The sequence below is a fragment of the Bacteroides helcogenes P 36-108 genome, from assembly GCF_000186225.1.
GTDB lineage: Bacteria > Bacteroidota > Bacteroidia > Bacteroidales > Bacteroidaceae > Bacteroides > Bacteroides helcogenes.
This window is the reverse complement of record NC_014933.1, coordinates 904,700-923,016: the sequence shown is the minus strand read 5'-3', so window position 1 is coordinate 923,016 and position 18,317 is coordinate 904,700. Positions and strand designations below refer to the sequence as shown.

The following is an 18,317-nucleotide window of genomic DNA, read 5'->3' as shown; positions in this document are numbered from 1 at the left end:
AACTCCTGCTATAAGTCATTCGTTCCCCACCGCGCACAAGCAGCGCAGTGGGGAACGTTTTGTTTTCAGTCGTTTCCAGTATAAATTCCCGCCCGGGTGTACGATGCGAAAACATCGGGCACTCCGGGCGGGAATCCCTTTCCGAAAATATCTTCAGACAGACTGACTATCACTTTATTCTGTTATCTCTATCAGATTTCCTTCCACGCCTGCAATGCAGCTTTCATAATATCCGTCGCCTGTGGTGCGCGGGCCGCTTAGTACCTCATAACCTGCTTCGGCAAGTGCTTTTGTCAGTGCATCCACCTGTTCCTTTCCACCTACACTGAAAGCCAGGTGTATATATCCTGCCTGATAGGCGAGCTTCTCGGTGAGTGCCGTCACTTCCGGACGGTTCATCAGTTCCAAGCGGCTGCCGTCGGCAAAGGTTAAGAAGTAGCTGCGCAGTCCGGTATGTGGATTGTGATACATCGGATTGCTCTGTGCGGAGAAGAAGCGGATGAAGAACTCCTTCGCCGCTTCCAAATTGTGCACGTACATGGCCGTGTGATCTATTCTTATCATCTTTTTCCTTTTTTGATTAATACATGTTGCTTCAGCCACTCGCGCACCGGTTCGTCATACATCTTCAGGCAGGCGTAGGCAACGGCGATAGAGAGGACAAAGATACCTGCGGCTACGAATACGTGCATTTCTGTCGGTGCGTCGGGATGGTTTCGTGCCCAGGCTATCTGCATATATATCAGTGGAAAGTGCGTGATGTATAGCGGGTAGGATAGCTCGCCGAAGAACTTGCAGAGAGCTACGGAGCGTTTGCCCGTCACGTTGCTGCCTGCCCCCATAACCACTATCAGTGGAAACAGGACGAGTACGCTTGCTGCTTCGTAAGCACCGTTCATCCATTGGCTTGCTTCGCCTCCGATGCGAGGTGTCACGAGGATGACGGTTATTAACAGAGAGCACCAGTAAAATCCTCTTTTTACTTTTATCAACTTACCTATGCGAGACAGTAATAAGCCCGCAAAGAATGGGTAAAGCAGTCGGGAAATGCCTATATAGAGTTGGTCGGGCGTAAGACTCCATCCGCCGATAAGCGTGTGGGCGGCTTCTCCCCGTGTGGAAAGCAGACCGAAGGTGTCTATGTTGAATGTAATGTCCAGTGTGAGGCAGGCGGCAAGTCCGACGAATATGCCAAGTGCCAACTTGGAGAAGCGACGGATGAAGAGGGCGTAAAGGATGTTGGCAAGGTATTCCCACATCAGTGACCAGGCGGGACCGTTCAAGCTGTTGGTTTCGCCCCAGCCGCGAATGTCCCATGAAGTGGGGGTGGGAAACATCAGGCAGCCTAAGAATGCCATCAGTAATACTTTCCACCACAGTGTCTCTATGACTATCGGAAAAGCGGAACAAGCGCTGAAATAGAACAGCGAGGCGCCTATAAGCGTACCCATGATCACCATTGGGTGCAAACGCACCAGGCGGCGCTTGAAGAAGTCCCAAGTTGTCATCCGATCCCAACGGTCATCGTATGCATAGCCGATGACGAAGCCGGAGAGGACGAAAAAGAAATCTACTGCCAGATAACCGTGGTTCAATATTTGCGACATCGGTCCTGCAGAGTAGGTTTCGAAAAGATGAAAAGCCACTACGATGATTGCGGCCACTCCGCGAAGCCCGTCCAATATTTCGTAACGCGGCTTGGATGCTAAGTAAGTTGTTGTCTTCATTAAAATATGTTTGATATTATCAGTTTTGATTCGTGTACAAAGTTATGCTGCAATTGCATGGCACATTTCTATTATTGTATCTTAGAATTGTCTTATATTTGCATATTTGCTTCTTGATAGGAATTATTTTATTCAAAATAGAAATATAGTATAATGTCTCAGTCCGATAAACATTCTTTTTTCTTCAACAGTGTTCATTTGACTCCTGAAGAGCAGATAGGGCAGCACGAACAGTCCACGTGGGAATTGTCTTATATCCTCGTCGGTTCCGGTGTGAGGCTGATAGGCGGTACAAAGGAGCCTTTTCAGAGTGGGGAAGTGGTCTTGATACCGCCCGGAATTCCGCATTGCTGGTGTTTTGGCAATAATGTCACTGATACAAGAGGACGCATTGCCAATATCACAGTAACCTTTGGAACTGATTTTCTGGATAATTGTGCCACCGTTTTTCCCGAATTGTGCGGGCATATTGAGGAGTTGAAAAAGAAATCGGACGCCGTGAAATTCGGCAAGGGGAAAGCCGCAGTCATTGCCGGTATTCTTGAAAATATGCGTGACTTGGACGACTCCGGACGCGTTGCGCCGATGATAAACCTGCTCCTGTTGCTTGCCGGTAATGGAATGGAGAGTGTGGTGGGGAGGCATCAGAAGATAGACAAGGAGAAGAACCGTCTGAACCAGATACAAGTTTATGTTGTCTGCAATGTTAAGCGTGATATTACACTGGACGACGTGGCACGCCATGTGGGAATGAACCGGGCTTCGTTCTGTGTGTTCTTTAAAAAAGTTACCGGAAAGACTTTTGTCACTTATCTCAATGAATACCGGGTAGAGATGGCTTGTAGGCTTTTGAAGCTAAAGAAAATGTCTGTTTCTGAAATATGTTATCAGGTGGGTTTCAACAATGTTCCTTATTTTAATAGGGTGTTCAAGCGGTTGAAAGGCATTTCACCGGGTGAATATGCGGTTTCTTCTTGATGGAATGTGGTGTGTATGGGCAAAAAAAAGGAGTACCGCTGTACTCCAACCTTTGTTAACCTTAAATCTAATACTATGAAAAACACAGTGCAAAGGTACGTCTTTTTCGCTAATTTCCAAATAAAGCAAATAATAAAGCGTGTTTAATAACATGTTTTAGTAAAACTGTCGTCTTTGTTAAGGCTTGCTAAGTATTTAAAGGCTCTCCACATCTGTTTTCTAAAAAAGAATTATCTTTGTCTCAATTAAGTTCCTGAGTTATCTTGACCTGATATGTCTGTGGCATCTTGGCTTTTAAACTTAAAAATTAAAGATCTGTTATGAACGAAGATATTGTCCTGACCCCTATGATGAAGCAGTTTCTTGACTTGAAGGCAAAACATCCTGATGCCGTCATGCTGTTTCGTTGTGGTGACTTTTATGAAACGTATTCTACCGATGCGATCGTGGCTTCGGAAATCTTAGGCATTACTCTGACAAAGCGTGCCAACGGTAAAGGAAAAACCGTGGAGATGGCCGGTTTCCCGCATCATGCACTTGATACCTATCTGCCCAAGTTGATACGTGCCGGCAAGCGTGTAGCCATTTGTGACCAGTTGGAAGACCCTAAACTGACAAAAAAACTTGTGAAGCGTGGTATTACGGAATTAGTAACTCCGGGTGTATCCATCAATGATAATGTGCTCAATTACCGGGAGAATAACTTCCTTGCCGCCGTGCATTTTGGTAAGGGTACTTGCGGGGTGGCTTTTCTGGATATATCTACGGGAGAATTCCTCACTGCAGAAGGTCCCTTTGACTATGTGGACAAGCTACTGAATAATTTTGCTCCCAAGGAAGTGCTCTTTGAGCGTGGTAAGCGTCTGATGTTTGAAGGGAACTTCGGAAATAAATTCTTTACTTTTGAATTGGATGACTGGGTATTTACAGAAACTACTGCCCGTGAAAAGCTGTTGAAACACTTCGAGGTGAAGAACCTCAAAGGTTTCGGTGTGGAGCACTTAAAGAACGGTATCATTGCTTCAGGTGCGATTCTGCAGTATCTCATCATGACACAGCACACGCAGATAGGACATATCACTTCGCTGGCGCGCATTGAAGAAGATAAGTATGTCCGTCTGGATAAGTTTACGGTACGCAGCCTGGAATTGATGGGCAGTATGAATGATGGTGGAAGTAGTCTTCTGAATGTTATCGACAAGACTATCAGTCCGATGGGAGCCCGTTTGTTGAAGCGTTGGCTGGTATTTCCGTTGAAGGATGTGCAGCCGATTAATGAACGCTTGAATGTGGTAGAGTATTTCTTCCGTCAACCTGATTTCAAGGAGCTTATTGAAGAACAGTTACATCTGATAGGTGATTTGGAGCGCATCATCTCCAAAGTGGCGGTAGGGCGTGTTTCTCCCCGTGAGGTGGTGGCCTTGAAAGTGGCTTTGCAAGCTATCGAACCCATCAAGGAGGCTTGCGTGCAGGCCGATAATGCCAGCCTGAATCATATCGGTGAGCAACTGAACATCTGCCGATCCATTCGTGACCGTATTGATAAAGAGATTGACAACGACCCGCCGTTGCTGATCAACAAAGGCGGAGTTATCAAATCCGGAGTAAGTGCTGAGTTGGACGAGTTGCGCCGGATAGCTTATTCGGGTAAGGATTATCTTTTGCAGGTACAGCAGCGTGAGAGCGAGCTTACAGGCATTCCCAGCCTGAAGATCGGTTATAATAATGTTTTCGGTTATTATATCGAAGTGCGCAATGTGCATAAGGAAAAAGTGCCTCAGGAATGGATTCGCAAGCAAACTTTGGTCAATGCAGAGAGATATATCACACAGGAATTGAAAGAGTATGAGGAAAAAATTCTTGGTGCGGAAGATAAGATACTGGTACTGGAGACACAGCTTTATACCGAACTTGTGCAAGCTTTAAGTGAGTTTATCCCTGCCATACAGATTGACGCCAATCAGATAGCCCGTTTGGACTGCTTGCTTTCCTTTGCCACGGCGGCACGCGAGAATAATTATATCCGTCCTGTAATCTCCGATGATGAGGTGCTGGAAATACATCAGGGACGCCATCCGGTCATCGAAAAGCAACTTCCGATAGGCGAGAAGTATATAGCCAACGACGTGATGCTGGATAGCACCACACAGCAGATCATCATCATCACGGGTCCAAATATGGCCGGTAAGTCCGCCTTGCTGCGCCAGACGGCATTGATTACTCTGCTGGCACAGATCGGCAGTTTTGTACCGGCAGAGAGTGCCCACATTGGATTGGTGGATAAGATTTTCACCCGTGTGGGAGCCAGTGATAATATTTCTGTCGGTGAGTCAACGTTCATGGTGGAAATGAATGAAGCCGCGGACATTCTGAATAATCTTTCTCCACGCAGTCTGGTGCTTTTTGACGAATTGGGACGCGGCACTTCCACGTATGACGGTATTTCCATCGCTTGGGCCATTGTCGAGCATATTCACGAACATCCCAAGGCAAAGGCACGTACACTCTTTGCCACGCACTATCACGAGCTCAATGAGATGGAGAAAAGCTTCAAGCGCATTAAAAACTATAACGTGTCGGTGAAGGAAGTCGATAACAAGGTCATCTTCCTCCGCAAATTGGAGCGTGGAGGTAGTGAGCATTCCTTCGGTATTCATGTGGCGAAGTTGGCCGGTATGCCCAAAAGCATTGTGAAGCGTGCCGACGAGATACTGCATCAGCTTGAAGCGGAGAATCGCCAGACGGGTATGGTCAGTGGCAAGACTATCACCGAAGGAGCTTCTTCGGCAGGCGGCATGCAGCTCAGCTTCTTTCAGCTCGACGACCCGGTGCTCTGCCAGATACGCGACGAGATACTGAATCTGGATGTAAACAACCTCACTCCGCTTGAAGCGTTGAACAAGCTGAATGACATCAAAAGAATCGTGAAGGGGAAGTAACAATCTGAAAAGCTATTACAATTGGGTTCTTTCTTAACTTGCCTCGTATAGTGAATGTAGCTCAGTCGTATACTGAACCACATTCACTATACGACTGAATTGCTTTCAGCATACGACTGAAACGTCCTTGCTTGAAACCGCTGATTATCAGCGATTCGCAATCGTGTCTTTCCTTGTGTATAAATTCATACAAGCTGCGTGGCATTTTCTCCTCTCTGCCTGTATCGCAGCATCATTTGCTTCCTTTCAATATACCTGTGTCCGTATCTTCGTTCTGTATGCGCTTGGCGGCTGCCTTGCGTTTGCGGCCGAAGTCCATGCCGTAGGTCAGCTTCACCAACAGCATACGCGAAGTCTCGTTAACGTAGCGGTAACTGGTGTTTCCGGCCCGGAGGTTCCAGTTCTCACTGCCTACGCGGTAGTTGTTCATGAAAGGATTGTTCATGGCAAGGCACAGGCTGAAACGCTTCTTGAAGTAGGTCAGGGCGATGTCGTGCAGGTCTTCGCCCAGGGTCAGCGTTTCACCGTAGAGGGTGGGGCGATGGGTGCGCAGGTTGAAGGTGAGGGCCACGCATTTGTAGGCGGCTTGGGCGTTGACCACGGCGTAGAGGTTGGTGTGCGTGTGGTGGTAGTGGGCGGCGCGACTGTCGAAGTAATCCATGCCCACGGCGGCCCGCAGCGTAATCATGCCGTGCATCAACTGGTAGCGGAATTCGTATTCGGCGTTCCACTTCTGCCAGTTGTCTTGGTTGGCCATTTCGCGTACAAAGAGGTTCTGCTCTTGTCGTGTTTGTTCCATGATGGGGTGGTGGCGGTAGTCGTAGCCCAGGTTGAGGGCGGTGTTCCAGTCGGTGCGGTGGTAGTCCAGAGTCAGCCGGTTGCGGTATTCGGTGGAGGGGGTGAGCAGGGCGTTGCCACGGCGCAGTTGGTAGTAGTCCAGTTGTTGCTCCACGCAGCTCAGCTCGGACAGGGTGGGGGCTATGCTCTCCACGCTGCCCCGGTAGCGCAGGGTGAAGCGGTCCGAAGGGGTGAATCCGACGCGAAGAATGGGGCGCAGCAGCAGGCGGTGGTAGGACTGTCCTTGCTGGCTGGCTTGCAAATAAGTGCCGCCCATGCCTGCGGACAGGTTCCACTTCTCCGTCCGGCGGTTCCATTCGGTGTAGAGGTAGAGTTCGGAGTTGTGCAGGCGGTTCTCCGTGTTCCCAGTGCCGAAGTAGCGGTTGTTGGCGTAGCCGGCGGTGTACTTCAGACCGACGCTCCACTTGTCGGTGGCGGTGGTGGGCTTCTCGTAGAGGGCTTCGGCGATGAGGGCGTACTTCCGGCCGTCCACGTTGTTGCTGAGGTGGCTCAAGGCGACATCCTTCTGGCTTATCAGATAGTCCAGGCGACTGTCCGTGTCGGTGTAGCTGCCGGTGAGGTCGAGGATGAGCGTCTGCTGCCGGGGCAGGTTGTGCTGATAGTAGAGGTCGAGGGCGGTGGTGGCGGAGTGGTCGCGGCTGTGGTCGAATAGCATCAGGGGGTCGGCGGAGAGTTCGGAGTTGTAGAGGCGGCTGTCCAGTTCGGTCTTGGGCGTGTTGAGGTACTTGCCGCGCAGGGCCACGTTCAGCATCCGGCTGTCCGTCTTCAGGTAGTTGTAGTTCAGTGTAATCCAGTGATGGTTGTAGTGCAGGCGGCCGGGGATGCCTTCTTCCTGTTGCAGCACGTGGCGGTTGTCATCAAAGCGGTATTCCTCGCGGTTCTCGTTGTAGAACTCCTTGAAGGCGGCATGCAGCATGTAGTAGTTCACACTCCACTCCGATGCTTTGTAGTTGTATTTGCCCGATGCGCTGTTCACGCCATATACCGTGTTCACGGCTTCCATCAGGTCGGTCATGAATCCACCTCCCTGCTGACTCTGCTTCAGCTTGTAGTTGATGACGACGGCGGCATCCTTGAAGCGTGCGCCGGGGTTGTCGTTGTGCTCCACGCGTGCCACTTCGTCGGGCTTCAGGGCCAGGATGTCCTTCAGTTCCACGGGGCGCCCGTTGATGCAGAAGACGGGCGTGCCGCCACCCGATACCTCTACGGTGTTGAAGAGGCTGTTCACTTGCAGTCCGTTGAGCTGCATCTTCTCCAACAATCCTAATGCGTTGGACGACATTTCTTTCTGTTGTGCGGTGGGGAAGTAGATGCTGCGGTCGCCGCGATGGATGCAGGGCGAGGCCTGCACTACGACTTCTTTGGTTTCTACGTCAATCAGCAGACTGTCCGAATGATAGGTTTCTGTTATTTTCTGTGCGTGGGTGGCAGCAATGGCTGCTGCTAATGCGAGGACGATAAGTACGATTCTTTTGTTCATATCACTTTGCTTGTTAGTTTTTCGTTTGAAATCTGTGGGCAAAGCTATGACGGAATCCCGGCAGGGACAAAAAAGTGGGACAGACGGTGGCTGAAAGTGATGCTTGGTGGCGGTTTGGGACGAATGGAGGGATGGATGGCAGGAGATAAGGGAGTGAGGAGTTAAAGGGAGTGAGGAGTTAAAGGGAGTTAAGGAGTTAAGCCGATACTTTGCAGATGGTTTACAAGACTATCGGCCTTTAACTCCCTGAGAGAGCGGAGCGAACGGTAACTCCCTTTAACTCCCTCTAACTCCTATTGCAAAGTATCGGCTTAACTCCTTAACTTCTTTAACTCCTTAACTCCTCACTCCCTTAACTTCTGTTATGAATTAAGCCGGTTAAATCCGAATGCTCTGATAGACGGCAGCAGCATATTGGCGTGATACGGGCACTTGTTCCTGTATGGAATCCAGTGTCAGCCGGTAGCCCTGTCCGTTGCCCGACACATGCTCCACGTGGGCAATGTTTACGATGTAGGCGCGGTGGCAGCGCATGATGCCTTGCCTTCCGCTGAGCTGCTCTTCCACTTGCTTCAGGGTGCAGCGCACGGCCTTGCGCACCGCTTTCCCGTCGGACAGGTAGTGCACGAGGGCATAGTTGCCGTCGGACTCCACAAAGAGCAGTTGGGCGGACGATTGCAGTTCCACCGTCTCCCGGCTGCTTCCCTCCAGGCGCAGGGGGCTGACGGAGGTATCGGAATGTCCGGCGGACGTGCCGGAGGTATCGCAATATGCGGCGGCTTCTGTTGCACCGAACGTATCGGGCGAGTTGGCGGCGGTTGTAATGCCGGACGTATCAGGAGATGGGGCTGTTCCTGTTGAGCGGGGTGCATCAGAGGAACTTCCTTGCGATAGCCCTGACGGTGCTTGCGGAGTGTCTCTTTTCTCCTCTGCCAACTGTTTTTGTGCCAATATCCGGTTCAGCTCTATGACTTCCTGCAGGCGGATGGCGAGTTGGCGGCTACGCTCCATGTAGTAGCCGAAGAGGGTGAGGAAGAAGGAGATGGTGAGTGTGTATCCGCTGTTTATCCAGAAAGCTTTCAGCGTGAAGCGCCCGTCGGGGTAGAACCATCCTTGCCGGATGTCTCCGGCGTATGCCCATGCGGAATAGCAACAGATGAAAGCTCCCATGATGGGACAGATGAGCAGCCCTACGATAATGCTGCGCTTGACATCCCATTCGTCCCGTCGCGGCATACGCAGTACGTAGATGGTCTGTAGGTTGGCAAGCTGATAGGCCACGGCAGCCAGTACGGCATATCCCAGAATGATGGGGTATTTGTGGTGTTCCACCCGGTCTATCCCGAAGGGTTGCAGCAGCGCCATGATAATGGCACAAGCCACTCCGGTATAGAGCATGTAGAATAGGTCGCCGTGCTTCTTGTGTGCGCGGTCAGAGCTGTCTCCTGTTTCCATAAGGCATTTGGGCTATTTCTTCTTTCCGTAGAAGCACATGAAATACACACCGATGATAATGAACGGTACGCTGAGCCATTGCCCCATATTCAGCGTCATGCCATCTTCAAAGTTCACTTGGTTCTCTTTCAGGAATTCTATGAAGAAGCGGAAGATGAATATTTCTGTCAGGCAGAGCCCGAAGAAGAAGCCGCGATGATAGGGTGACGAGGCATTTATCTGCTGGATGGACGACTTGCTTTTAGTGGTGCTGAAGTCGGTTGCCAGTTTTGTCTCTTGTTTTCTCAATCCTCGCTTGTAGAGGTACATCATTCCGAGGAAAAAGGTGAAATAGGCGATTGCCTCGTAAAGTTGTGCCGGATGGCGGGGCAGCATGTCCACGCGCTCGAAGACGAAAGCCCAGGGCACGTTGGTGGGCATGCCGATGATTTCGGAGTTCATCAGGTTGGCCAGTCGTATGCAACAGGCGGTGATGGGGGTGGCTACGGCTATCATGTCCAGCACGTCCATGTAGTGCATCTTCGTCTTGCGGCAGTAGAGCCAAAGGGCTATAATCAGGCCAAGTGTGCCGCCGTGGCTGGCGAGGCCGGTATATCCGGTCATTTTCCAGTTTCCGTCGGGCAAGAGTTTGATGGGGAGTATCATTTCCACAAAGTGATTCTGATAGTATGCCCAGTCGTAGAAAATGCAGTGCCCCAGCCGTGCCCCTATCAATATACCGAAAAAACAGTAGAAGAAAAGCGGCTCGAACTTGTCGTCACCTATTTTCTTGTCACGGTATTGGCGTTGCACGATGAAGTAGGCAAGGGCAAGGCCTACAATCCACAGTAGGGCATAATAGCGAATGGAGAATCCGAATAGCTTGAACAGTTCGGGGTCCGGACTCCAGTTGATGGTGAGTAGTGATAGCATAATTGTTGAGATATTAAGTTTCTGGATGGATTTATGATTTTCTTGAGGTTAAGAGTTTTATAGGTGGTTCTGCTGCAGGCGCTCTTCCAGAATGCCGGTCCAGTCTTCATCGGGCGCCACGTGTAGCCCCTGTATGCCCAGAGCTTTGGCGGCATTGATATTCTTCAGACTGTCGTCCAAAAAGAGGGTTTCTTCTGCCTTCATACGATCTGCCTCCAGTGCTTTCAGGAAGATGTCTGCGTTGGGCTTGTAGGCCTTCATTTCGTAGCTGCAAAACAAGGTATGGAAGTACTCGGTGATGGGCTTGCCATCGGTGCTGAATTGGTTGCTACGGGTAAAGTCCATGATGAAAGGATTGGTGTTACTTAGCAGGCAGATGTGGTAGTCCTTCTTTAGTTCCAACAGGCAGTGCAGGCGTTCCACAGGCACATCGCGGATAAATCCCAACCAGCAGTGCCGGGCTTCTTCCCAGCTTATTTCTTTTCTGCCCGTGGCTTTCGCCATCTTCCGGCAGAATTCTGTAGCAGAGATTGCCCCGGTTTCCACGTCCAGAAAGAAGTCCTTCTGCCCGTAGTTGCCCATGTAGCAGTCGGTATCTATTCCCATTTGGCGAAAACGCCGGTAGGCTTCTTCCGAGTTCTGACGGAACACCACTCCGCCCATGTCAAACAGTATGTTTTTTATCATCTTGCGCTTCTCCTTATTGTTATTTGTTTCCCGGTTTGCTTCATGTAGAAGCAAAGACCGGGTTTACTTGGAGACAAAGGTAGGAATTTTTCTTGTTTGGATGCTCACTTGGATGCTCTATTTGAAGCCTATCTTGTTGCGGGGCTTTTCTGTCTGCTTCTTTTGCATCTGCATTTCGGCAAGCGTTTGATTGATGAGTTCCAGTTGCATTCGGGTATCTTCATTGATGTCGTTCTGGTCGGTGAAGACTTCTTCAATATAGATTTTTAGTTCCTTTACTTCTTGTTCTATATTACTGATGCAGTCGGTCGGTGGAGTGGCTATCAGTTGGCGGACGGCAACGAAAGCACGCATGATGGCGATGTTGACTTCGATGGCGATGTCGCTGTTCAGAACGGAGGAGAGCATGGCGACACCTTGTTCGGTGAAGGCGAAGGGCATATATTTGGGGTGCTGACCACGGCCTCCATTCTTTAAGGACGAAATTTTCGTCCTTAAAGAAATATACTCTTCTTGAGTAAGCTCGAACATAAAATCAGATGGAAATCGTTTCATATTCCGTCTTACACTTGCTTTTAACCGCTTGGTTTCCATTCCATACATCTCTGCCAAGTCGAAGTCGAGCATCACTCTTTGTCCTCTTATCTCGTATATCTTTTGCTGTACAATTGTTGTCAGTTCCATGATTGATTTTATAGGCTTATTATTTGAACTTCTCCGCCACCATCCTGTATGTCGGGATGTCTATCCCTTGTTCCTCGGCGGCGGCAATCATGTCGAACAGCAGTCCTTGCACTTCGCTCTGATGCCCTTTTGCCAAGTCTTTCTGCATGGAAGCGGTGCTTTCGGGGTCGAGCTTGTCTATTACTTTGAGGTTGTACTCTATGATGTCTTCCTTAAATCGGATGCCTAACTTCTGCCCCAAAGCGGCACTTTCACGCGACAGTCCGATAAAGGTGTTGCGCACCTTGCCCGGCTTCTGCACCTCGCCCATCGGCACGTCATAATAGGCTCCGGTAATAGCCATGGCCGATATGAACGACCACTTGACAAACGTGTCCCGGTTGATGTCGTCGGAGATTTCGGCCTTGATGCCGCTTTCCTGCAAATCGCGCTGCACGGCTTCCATTGTTTCACGGGAAACAATTGTTCCACGGTGTGCCCCGAAGACGAGGCGGAATATATTGCCCATCTGTGTGATTTCCCCCCGTCCGGAGACGAAGCCCACGATGTAGATGCAGCCGTCGAGCACCGTTACGCCGGGTACAAGCCGTTGGATGCGGGGGCCTGTGCCGTAAACATTCAGAATAGGGATGACTACCGTATGCTCGTGAGAAGCGCGTTTGATGAGTTCCGTGATGGAGTCCACCGAATAGCCTTTGACGCAGACGAAGATGACGTCTGCCTTATATTTAGTTGACAAGGATTCAGTTGGCGAGTTGACGAGGGAGATACTTATTTCTTTGTCAATTAATTCAGTGTATTCTTCTGCCGTATAAGCGGGCATCTTCAGCGTATGCTCACCCTTCAGGTCACTGTGTAGCAACAATCCGTGCTCACGGATGGCGGCAAGGTGTTCGCCGCGTGCAATGCAAGTAGCGTCTTTTCCCGCAAGTGCGAGGAATGCGGCGATGCTTCCGCCTACGCCGCCTGTGCCTGCTATCAAGTATTTCATATCTTCTTATGGTTTATTGGATGTAGTTTTCTTTCTCCATATAGTAAAGCCCTTCGCCACGGTCGCCGTTCTCCAAGTCTTCCAGCTCTACCTTGAAGATGCGGTAGGGGCGGGCGCTTTCTTTCTTGGGCAGGTTTACGGTCAGCAGGTATGCGTTGCCATATTCGCTTGCGTCGAAGTATTCCTTTATCTCCTGCTTCATCAGGAGGGGGACTTCTTCTCCGTCTATCCAGACAGTGGCTTTCAGCTTGTTGATGGGAGGAGCCAGTAAGCTGGCTTGTGCTTGTTCGCCGATGGCTGATTGCTCGATACCGTTTAGGCCTTCGCCGCGTATGGCCTGTTTTTCACTCTCTTTCTGCCATTGCAGGAAGCGCGTCAGGCTCATGGGGCGCACATATATCTGATAGGCGGGGGTGGCTCCCGGTATGCGGAAGGCGCGCAGCCCGTAGGCTTCCATGCGGTGGTAGCGGATGTTGAGGGTGGTGTCACGGTCGGCCATGAAGTCCCATGCCCAGAACTCAAGCCGCATGTCTGCTTCGGAAGACACGTGGAGGGCGGGAGAGTTGGGGTAAGTGCTCATGCGGATGCAGGCCATGCTTTGGTATTTCCCTTTCGGGATGCGGGCGGTGTAGTTGCCGTCTTTGTCGGTCAGCACTTCCTTTACGGTATCAAAGGAAGGATTTTTCCACTCCACGGTGGCGCTGTCTATCGGCTGTCCGTTGTAATCTGTCACCCGTCCGCGGATGGTCACGGAGTCTTGCTGCTGTGCGTAAGCGACGGTGCTGCATAACAAAAGCAAAAGGGAGATAATCTGTTTCATCATTGTATTGTCATTAGTCATTGTTCTTGCTTTCGGGAGATTTCAGGAGATTTCAGGAGTTAAGGAGTTTAGGAGATTTCAGGAGTTAAGGAGTGAAGAAGTGAAGGAGTTAAGCCGATAGTCTTGTGATTTATTACCTATCAACTATCACCTATTAACTATTAACTGATACCAAAACTATCGGCCTTTAACTCCCTGAGAGAACGAAGTGAACGATAACTCCTTCTAACTCCCTTTAACTCCTAAAAGTGAAACTTGAGGTCTTTATACATTGAACCGGAAGTGCATGATGTCTCCGTCCTGCACCACGTATTCCTTGCCTTCCACGCCAAGCTTTCCGGCCTCGCGCACGGCTGCCTCGCTGCCATACTTCACATAGTCGTCGTACTTGATGACCTCCGCGCGGATAAATCCCTTTTCAAAGTCCGTATGGATAACTCCGGCACATTGCGGGGCTTTCCAACCTTTGTGATAAGTCCATGCCTTGACTTCCATTTCTCCGGCGGTGATGAAGGTCTCCAAGTTCAGCAGGGTGTAGATGGCTTTAATCAAACGGTTGCAGCCGCTTTCCTTCAGACCGAGGTCTTCGAGGAACATCTGTTTCTCCTCGTATGTCTCCAATTCGGCGATGTCGGCCTCGGTCTGTGCGGAGATGATGATGAGTTCGGCCTCTTCGCCCTTGATGGCTTCGCGCACTTGCTCCACGTACTGGTTGCCTGCGGCGGCAGAGGTATCATCTACATTGCAGACGTACAGCACGGGCTTGGTGGTGAGCAGGAACATCTGCTTGGCGCACTGCTCCTCGTCATCGTTCTGCGGGATGACGGTGCGGGCGCTCTGTCCTTGCTCCAGCGCATCCTTGTAGCGGAGCAGGAGTTCGTACTCTATCTTTGCCATCTTGTCGCCACCCACTTTGGCCACCTTTTCTACGCGCTTGATGCGGTTCTCCACCGTATCAAGGTCTTTGAGTTGCAGTTCGGTGTCGATGATTTCCTTGTCGCGCACGGGGTTCACGGAGCCGTCCACATGCACGATGTTGCCGTTGTCAAAGCAGCGCAGCACGTGGATGATGGCGTCACACTCGCGGATGTTGCCTAAGAATTGGTTACCCAGTCCCTCGCCCTTGCTGGCGCCTTTCACCAGTCCGGCAATATCGACAATGTCGCACACGGCGGGTACGATGCGTCCCGGATGTACCAGTTCGGCGAGCTTCGTCAGTCGTTCGTCGGGCACGGACACTTGCCCCATCTGGGCGTCGATTGTACAAAACGGGAAATTTGCCGCTTGTGCCTTTGCGCTGCTCAAGCAGTTGAAAAGAGTGGATTTCCCAACGTTGGGAAGTCCTACGATACCAGCTTTTAATGCCATAATGTTATCTTGTTTTTTTAGTTATTGTTCAGTTAATTGACTGCAAAGATAATGCTTACTGAGCAAACTTGCTATCTTTGCACCACTAATCTACAGAATGGAAAGATATGGAAGAACCGAAGACAGAACTTATTATGTTAGGTACGGGCAATGCCACCGTTGCCCGTTGCTATAACACCTGCTTTGCGCTGCGCACGGCAAAGTCGCTGCTGCTTGTGGATGCGGGCGGTGGAAACGGCATCTTGAACCAATTGGAAAAGGCGGATGTGGCGCTGGACGAGATACACCACTTATTCATTACCCATGCCCACACCGACCACATCCTGGGTGCGGTGTGGGTGGTGCGCATGATAGCCCAGCGCATCAATGCCGGCAAGTATGCGGGAAAGCTCCGTGTGTACGGACATGACAAAGCGTTGCAGGTGCTCGACTGGATATGCCGCATGACGCTCCCCGGCAAGATTGTGGCACGGCTGGGCAAGGACATCGAGCTGCATGAGCTGAACGACGGGGACACTTTTGAAGTGGGCGACCTGCATTTGCAGTGTTTCGACATCGCTTCCACCAAGGAGAAGCAATACGGCTTCCGTGCCCTGCTGCCCGACGGTAGTTCGCTGGTTTGCCTGGGAGACGAGCCTTACAACGAACTGAACCGGCGCTATGCGGAAGATGCCGACTGGATGCTGTGCGAAGCCTTCTGCCTCTATAAAGACCGGGAGCTGTTCAAGCCTTACGAGAAGCACCACAGCACGGCAATGGATGCCGGACGGCTGGCACAGCAACTGCGTGTGAAGAACCTTGTGCTTTATCATACCGAAGACAAGACTTTAGCCACCCGCAAGCAGCAATATACCGAAGAAGCCTCCGCCGGATTTGCGGGTAAGGTTTATGTGCCCGATGACTTGGAGAAGATAATGCTTTCTGCCCCTGCCCTCTACTTGTAGAACGCCTTTCTTTCTTCCTCCGAAACGAGTCTTGATACAATGGCTGCCGATGCCTTAATGATTCCGGCCGGATAGCCGCACAGTCCCAGCACTTTGATGGCATTTCCTTCTTTCACTATGCCGGGCTTCAATCTGTAATCAAAGCTCAGATTGTGGTTGCCCACCGTTTCGCAGAAATGGTAAAGTTCATAATCTCCCTTCAGCAGCTCTGCCAAGCGCAGGTCGTGGGTGGAGGCGAATATCAGGTTGCCCCTTGAAGCGAGTTCGGTGAAGACCGAGGCGTTGATGGCAATGCGTTCCACTCCATTTGTACCTTTAAACAACTCGTCGAAAAGAAGCAGGCAACGTCCGTTCACGCCTTTGTCCAGCGCTTGTTTCACACGTTCGGCTTCTTCAAAGAAATAACTTTTACCTTCGGCCAGGTCGTCTTCGGTATGGATGACGGAATAGAGGCGCATGTTGCAGTTTGTCTCAAAGCAACGGGCAAAGCAAGTGTTCAACGCCTTTGCCGCCAGCAGATTGATGCCGATGGTGCGGATGAAGCTCGTTTTGCCCGACATGTTGGAACCCGTTATCAGGATGGACTTATCAGCCAGAGTAAGGTCATTAGGGATGCAATTCTCAATCAGGGGGTGATAGACCCCTTCCGCATGCAGTTTGCCCTCCGGGAAAGAAGCGGGACGACACCAATACGGCAAACGCTCGCGGAGCAAGGAGACGGAGCAGAGCACATCGAGCAGCCCTACAAAACGGAACACTTTTTCGATGTCCTGTTTCTTGTCTTTGATGGTGATAAAGGAATAGACCGTATTGAGGGCGGCAAGCAGGAAGAAGATGTTCAGTGCTTCCGTCAGCAGATATACGAGCATGGCCGTTTCACTCTCCATTCCGATGCCATAGCGGAACAGACCCAATTTCCGTTGCAATGCAGCGAGGCTCGTCGGCAGACGTTTCATTTCCACACCTCCCACCTCGGAAAAGACGGGCTCTTTCACCAACTTGTCACAAATCTTCAACAACTTATGGAGTTGTGGAACTGAAAAGAAGTAATCCATCAGCTTGTTTTTCTCCTTGAAGTGCAGGTAGGCGTTCCCTATATAAGCTGCCAGCAATAGCAGGAAAGGGACGGGGGAGTAGGGAAAGAGGAATATGCCTGCAAGACAGCACAACGGCAACCAGCGGCAACTTTGCAACAAAAGCAAGTAACGGCGTGAATACCGGTGTCCGTCTTCGGCCAGAATGCCGGGTATGGAGTAAGCATCCTGATGGTTCAGCGGTTGGATGGCCTGTACCAGTTTGCTGCGTAAAGCAGTATCTGCAGACAAGGTTCCAATCAGGTTCTCATGCCGTGCCACTTCGGAAATTCCATCGGTGCAAAGCGCATGATAAAGGTATTGGCGGCCTATGCAAGAGGATGTTTCATCCAGCGCTTCAAACACCTCGTCCATATTCAAATCCCGGCAGGTATAAGGAGAGAGTGCTTCCTCTCCTTGTCGGGCTGTTCTATATTCGTGATAACTCGTCTTGTCATTGCTAACCATATCAACCTTCTTCTTTGTATGTTGTTGCAAACATACGGAAAAAAGGAGATCCCCTGCAATTCTTATTTGCTTTTCTTATTTTTTGCCATAAGTCACCGGATCTTTGTGGAATCCTTCCGGAGCATTAGTGAACTTAGCGCCATCTCTCTGTTCCCAAGTGCGCATTCTCAAGTTCTGTAACCAATCCTTGTTTTCCAATACTTCATTAGGAATCTCTCCGGTAATGTGATTGTTCAACATAGACACTATAGGATAATCATGTTTGCAATATTCAAAAGGAAACTCAGTAAAATCATTGTGGTCTAACCATAGATTACATATTCGGATGTTGCTTGGTATTTTACCACTGAGATTATTTCCAATTAAATTACACTTCATACGCGCTTTTTCTAACCGGTTAATCTCATTGGGAATCTCGCCGGACAACTTGTTGTTAGATAATTCTACTGTAATAAGTTCAGGGGCAAGAAAGAGATCATTGGGGATATTGCCCGATACAGAGGTGTACTGTATGTTTATTTCCTGTAGTTTCTTCAGGTTTGACATTCCTTCCGGGATGTTTCCGCTAATGCCTTCTCCTCTGATATAGAATGTCTCAAGAGAATCAAGTTTGCTTAATGCGGCAGATATGTAGCCCTTTGCTTCGGGTTTACCTTGAGGATTCAGTTTGACATTCGTCACTCTATATTCATTCTTCTTTTTGTCCAGTGCCACGGTCACCCCGGTCCAGGTTCGATAGTCTGTTAGGTCCCATGAATCATCCCAGTGTTTCCCATCGGAGGCCTTATACAGTTCTGTGATAGCTAAGCTATCAATAGAGTTGATGGTCGGTGCATGCCATAATACTGACGGTTTGGAGTTATAGTCATCACAGCTATAGAATAACATTCCTATTGCCAACAGTGATAAGATAATTAGATGCTTTTTCATGAT

16 protein-coding genes are annotated in these 18,317 nt (G+C 50.0%); 4 read left to right on the top strand and 12 right to left on the bottom strand.

Annotation, left to right across the window (positions count from 1 at the left end; genetic code table 11):
• Nucleotides 1–174: 174 nt before the first annotated feature.
• Both BACHE_RS03460 and BACHE_RS03455 read right to left on the bottom strand, forming a co-directional pair.
• Nucleotides 175–564, bottom strand: a complete 390-nt coding sequence (locus BACHE_RS03460; protein WP_013546320.1) for a VOC family protein — start codon at nucleotides 562–564, stop codon at nucleotides 175–177.
• Nucleotides 561–1,727 (bottom strand): acyltransferase family protein, encoded by a 1,167-nt coding sequence (locus tag BACHE_RS03455; protein WP_013546319.1) that lies wholly within the window; start codon nucleotides 1,725–1,727, stop codon nucleotides 561–563. The genes BACHE_RS03460 and BACHE_RS03455 overlap by 4 nt, the downstream gene beginning before the upstream one ends.
• 153 nt (nucleotides 1,728–1,880) lie before the next feature.
• On the opposite strand from BACHE_RS03455, the gene BACHE_RS03450 reads away from it, so the two are divergent.
• Together BACHE_RS03450 and mutS are read left to right on the top strand one after the other, a co-directional pair.
• Nucleotides 1,881–2,705: an AraC family transcriptional regulator gene (locus BACHE_RS03450; protein ID WP_013546318.1), complete on the top strand. Its 825-nt coding sequence runs from the start codon at nucleotides 1,881–1,883 to the stop codon at nucleotides 2,703–2,705.
• Between the two features lie 320 nt (nucleotides 2,706–3,025).
• On the top strand, nucleotides 3,026–5,644 hold the full coding sequence (gene mutS / locus BACHE_RS03445) for a DNA mismatch repair protein MutS (protein ID WP_013546317.1): 2,619 nt from the start codon (nucleotides 3,026–3,028) through the stop codon (nucleotides 5,642–5,644).
• Between the two features lie 232 nt (nucleotides 5,645–5,876).
• Here mutS and BACHE_RS03440 read toward each other — a convergent pair whose 3' ends face one another.
• Entirely contained in the window at nucleotides 5,877–7,982 is a 2,106-nt protein-coding gene (locus BACHE_RS03440; RefSeq protein WP_013546316.1) for a porin family protein, read from the bottom strand.
• A gap of 6 nt (nucleotides 7,983–7,988) precedes the next feature.
• On the opposite strand from BACHE_RS03440, the gene BACHE_RS17520 reads away from it, so the two are divergent.
• Entirely contained in the window at nucleotides 7,989–8,147 is a 159-nt protein-coding gene (locus tag BACHE_RS17520) for a hypothetical protein (protein WP_187289288.1), read from the top strand.
• A gap of 213 nt (nucleotides 8,148–8,360) precedes the next feature.
• Here the strand turns inward: BACHE_RS17520 and BACHE_RS16585 are convergent, their stop codons facing one another.
• From BACHE_RS16585 to ychF, 7 genes are all read right to left on the bottom strand, one after another.
• A complete protein-coding gene (locus BACHE_RS16585) occupies nucleotides 8,361–9,437 on the bottom strand; it encodes a LytR/AlgR family response regulator transcription factor (protein ID WP_013546315.1) in 1,077 nt (358 codons plus the stop codon).
• Nucleotides 9,438–9,449: 12 nt separating this feature from the next.
• A complete protein-coding gene (gene lgt, locus BACHE_RS03430; protein ID WP_013546314.1) occupies nucleotides 9,450–10,349 on the bottom strand; it encodes a prolipoprotein diacylglyceryl transferase in 900 nt (299 codons plus the stop codon).
• Nucleotides 10,350–10,406: 57 nt separating this feature from the next.
• Nucleotides 10,407–11,036 (bottom strand): HAD family hydrolase, encoded by a 630-nt coding sequence (locus BACHE_RS03425; protein WP_013546313.1) that lies wholly within the window; start codon nucleotides 11,034–11,036, stop codon nucleotides 10,407–10,409.
• A 117-nt stretch (nucleotides 11,037–11,153) separates the two neighbouring features.
• Nucleotides 11,154–11,720, bottom strand: a complete 567-nt coding sequence (locus BACHE_RS03420) for an ORF6N domain-containing protein (RefSeq protein WP_013546312.1) — start codon at nucleotides 11,718–11,720, stop codon at nucleotides 11,154–11,156.
• A 19-nt stretch (nucleotides 11,721–11,739) separates the two neighbouring features.
• Nucleotides 11,740–12,711 (bottom strand): ketopantoate reductase family protein, encoded by a 972-nt coding sequence (locus BACHE_RS03415; protein WP_013546311.1) that lies wholly within the window; start codon nucleotides 12,709–12,711, stop codon nucleotides 11,740–11,742.
• A gap of 13 nt (nucleotides 12,712–12,724) precedes the next feature.
• Complete coding sequence (locus BACHE_RS03410; RefSeq protein ID WP_013546310.1) at nucleotides 12,725–13,531, bottom strand: carboxypeptidase-like regulatory domain-containing protein; 807 nt, start codon at nucleotides 13,529–13,531, stop codon at nucleotides 12,725–12,727.
• Between the two features lie 264 nt (nucleotides 13,532–13,795).
• The gene (ychF, locus tag BACHE_RS03405; protein ID WP_013546309.1) at nucleotides 13,796–14,899 is read right to left on the bottom strand and encodes a redox-regulated ATPase YchF; all 1,104 of its coding nucleotides are present in this window, start codon (nucleotides 14,897–14,899) and stop codon (nucleotides 13,796–13,798) included.
• A 107-nt stretch (nucleotides 14,900–15,006) separates the two neighbouring features.
• Between ychF and BACHE_RS03400 the strand changes: the two genes are divergently transcribed.
• A complete protein-coding gene (locus BACHE_RS03400; RefSeq protein ID WP_013546308.1) occupies nucleotides 15,007–15,843 on the top strand; it encodes an MBL fold metallo-hydrolase in 837 nt (278 codons plus the stop codon).
• On the opposite strand, the gene BACHE_RS03395 is transcribed toward BACHE_RS03400, so the two are convergent.
• Together BACHE_RS03395 and BACHE_RS03390 are read right to left on the bottom strand one after the other, a co-directional pair.
• Complete coding sequence (locus BACHE_RS03395; RefSeq protein WP_013546307.1) at nucleotides 15,834–17,384, bottom strand: MutS-related protein; 1,551 nt, start codon at nucleotides 17,382–17,384, stop codon at nucleotides 15,834–15,836. The two genes, BACHE_RS03400 and BACHE_RS03395, sit on opposite strands and share 10 nt — an antisense overlap.
• 75 nt (nucleotides 17,385–17,459) lie before the next feature.
• A complete protein-coding gene (locus tag BACHE_RS03390; RefSeq protein ID WP_013546306.1) occupies nucleotides 17,460–18,314 on the bottom strand; it encodes a hypothetical protein in 855 nt (284 codons plus the stop codon).
• Nucleotides 18,315–18,317 lie beyond the last annotated feature (3 nt).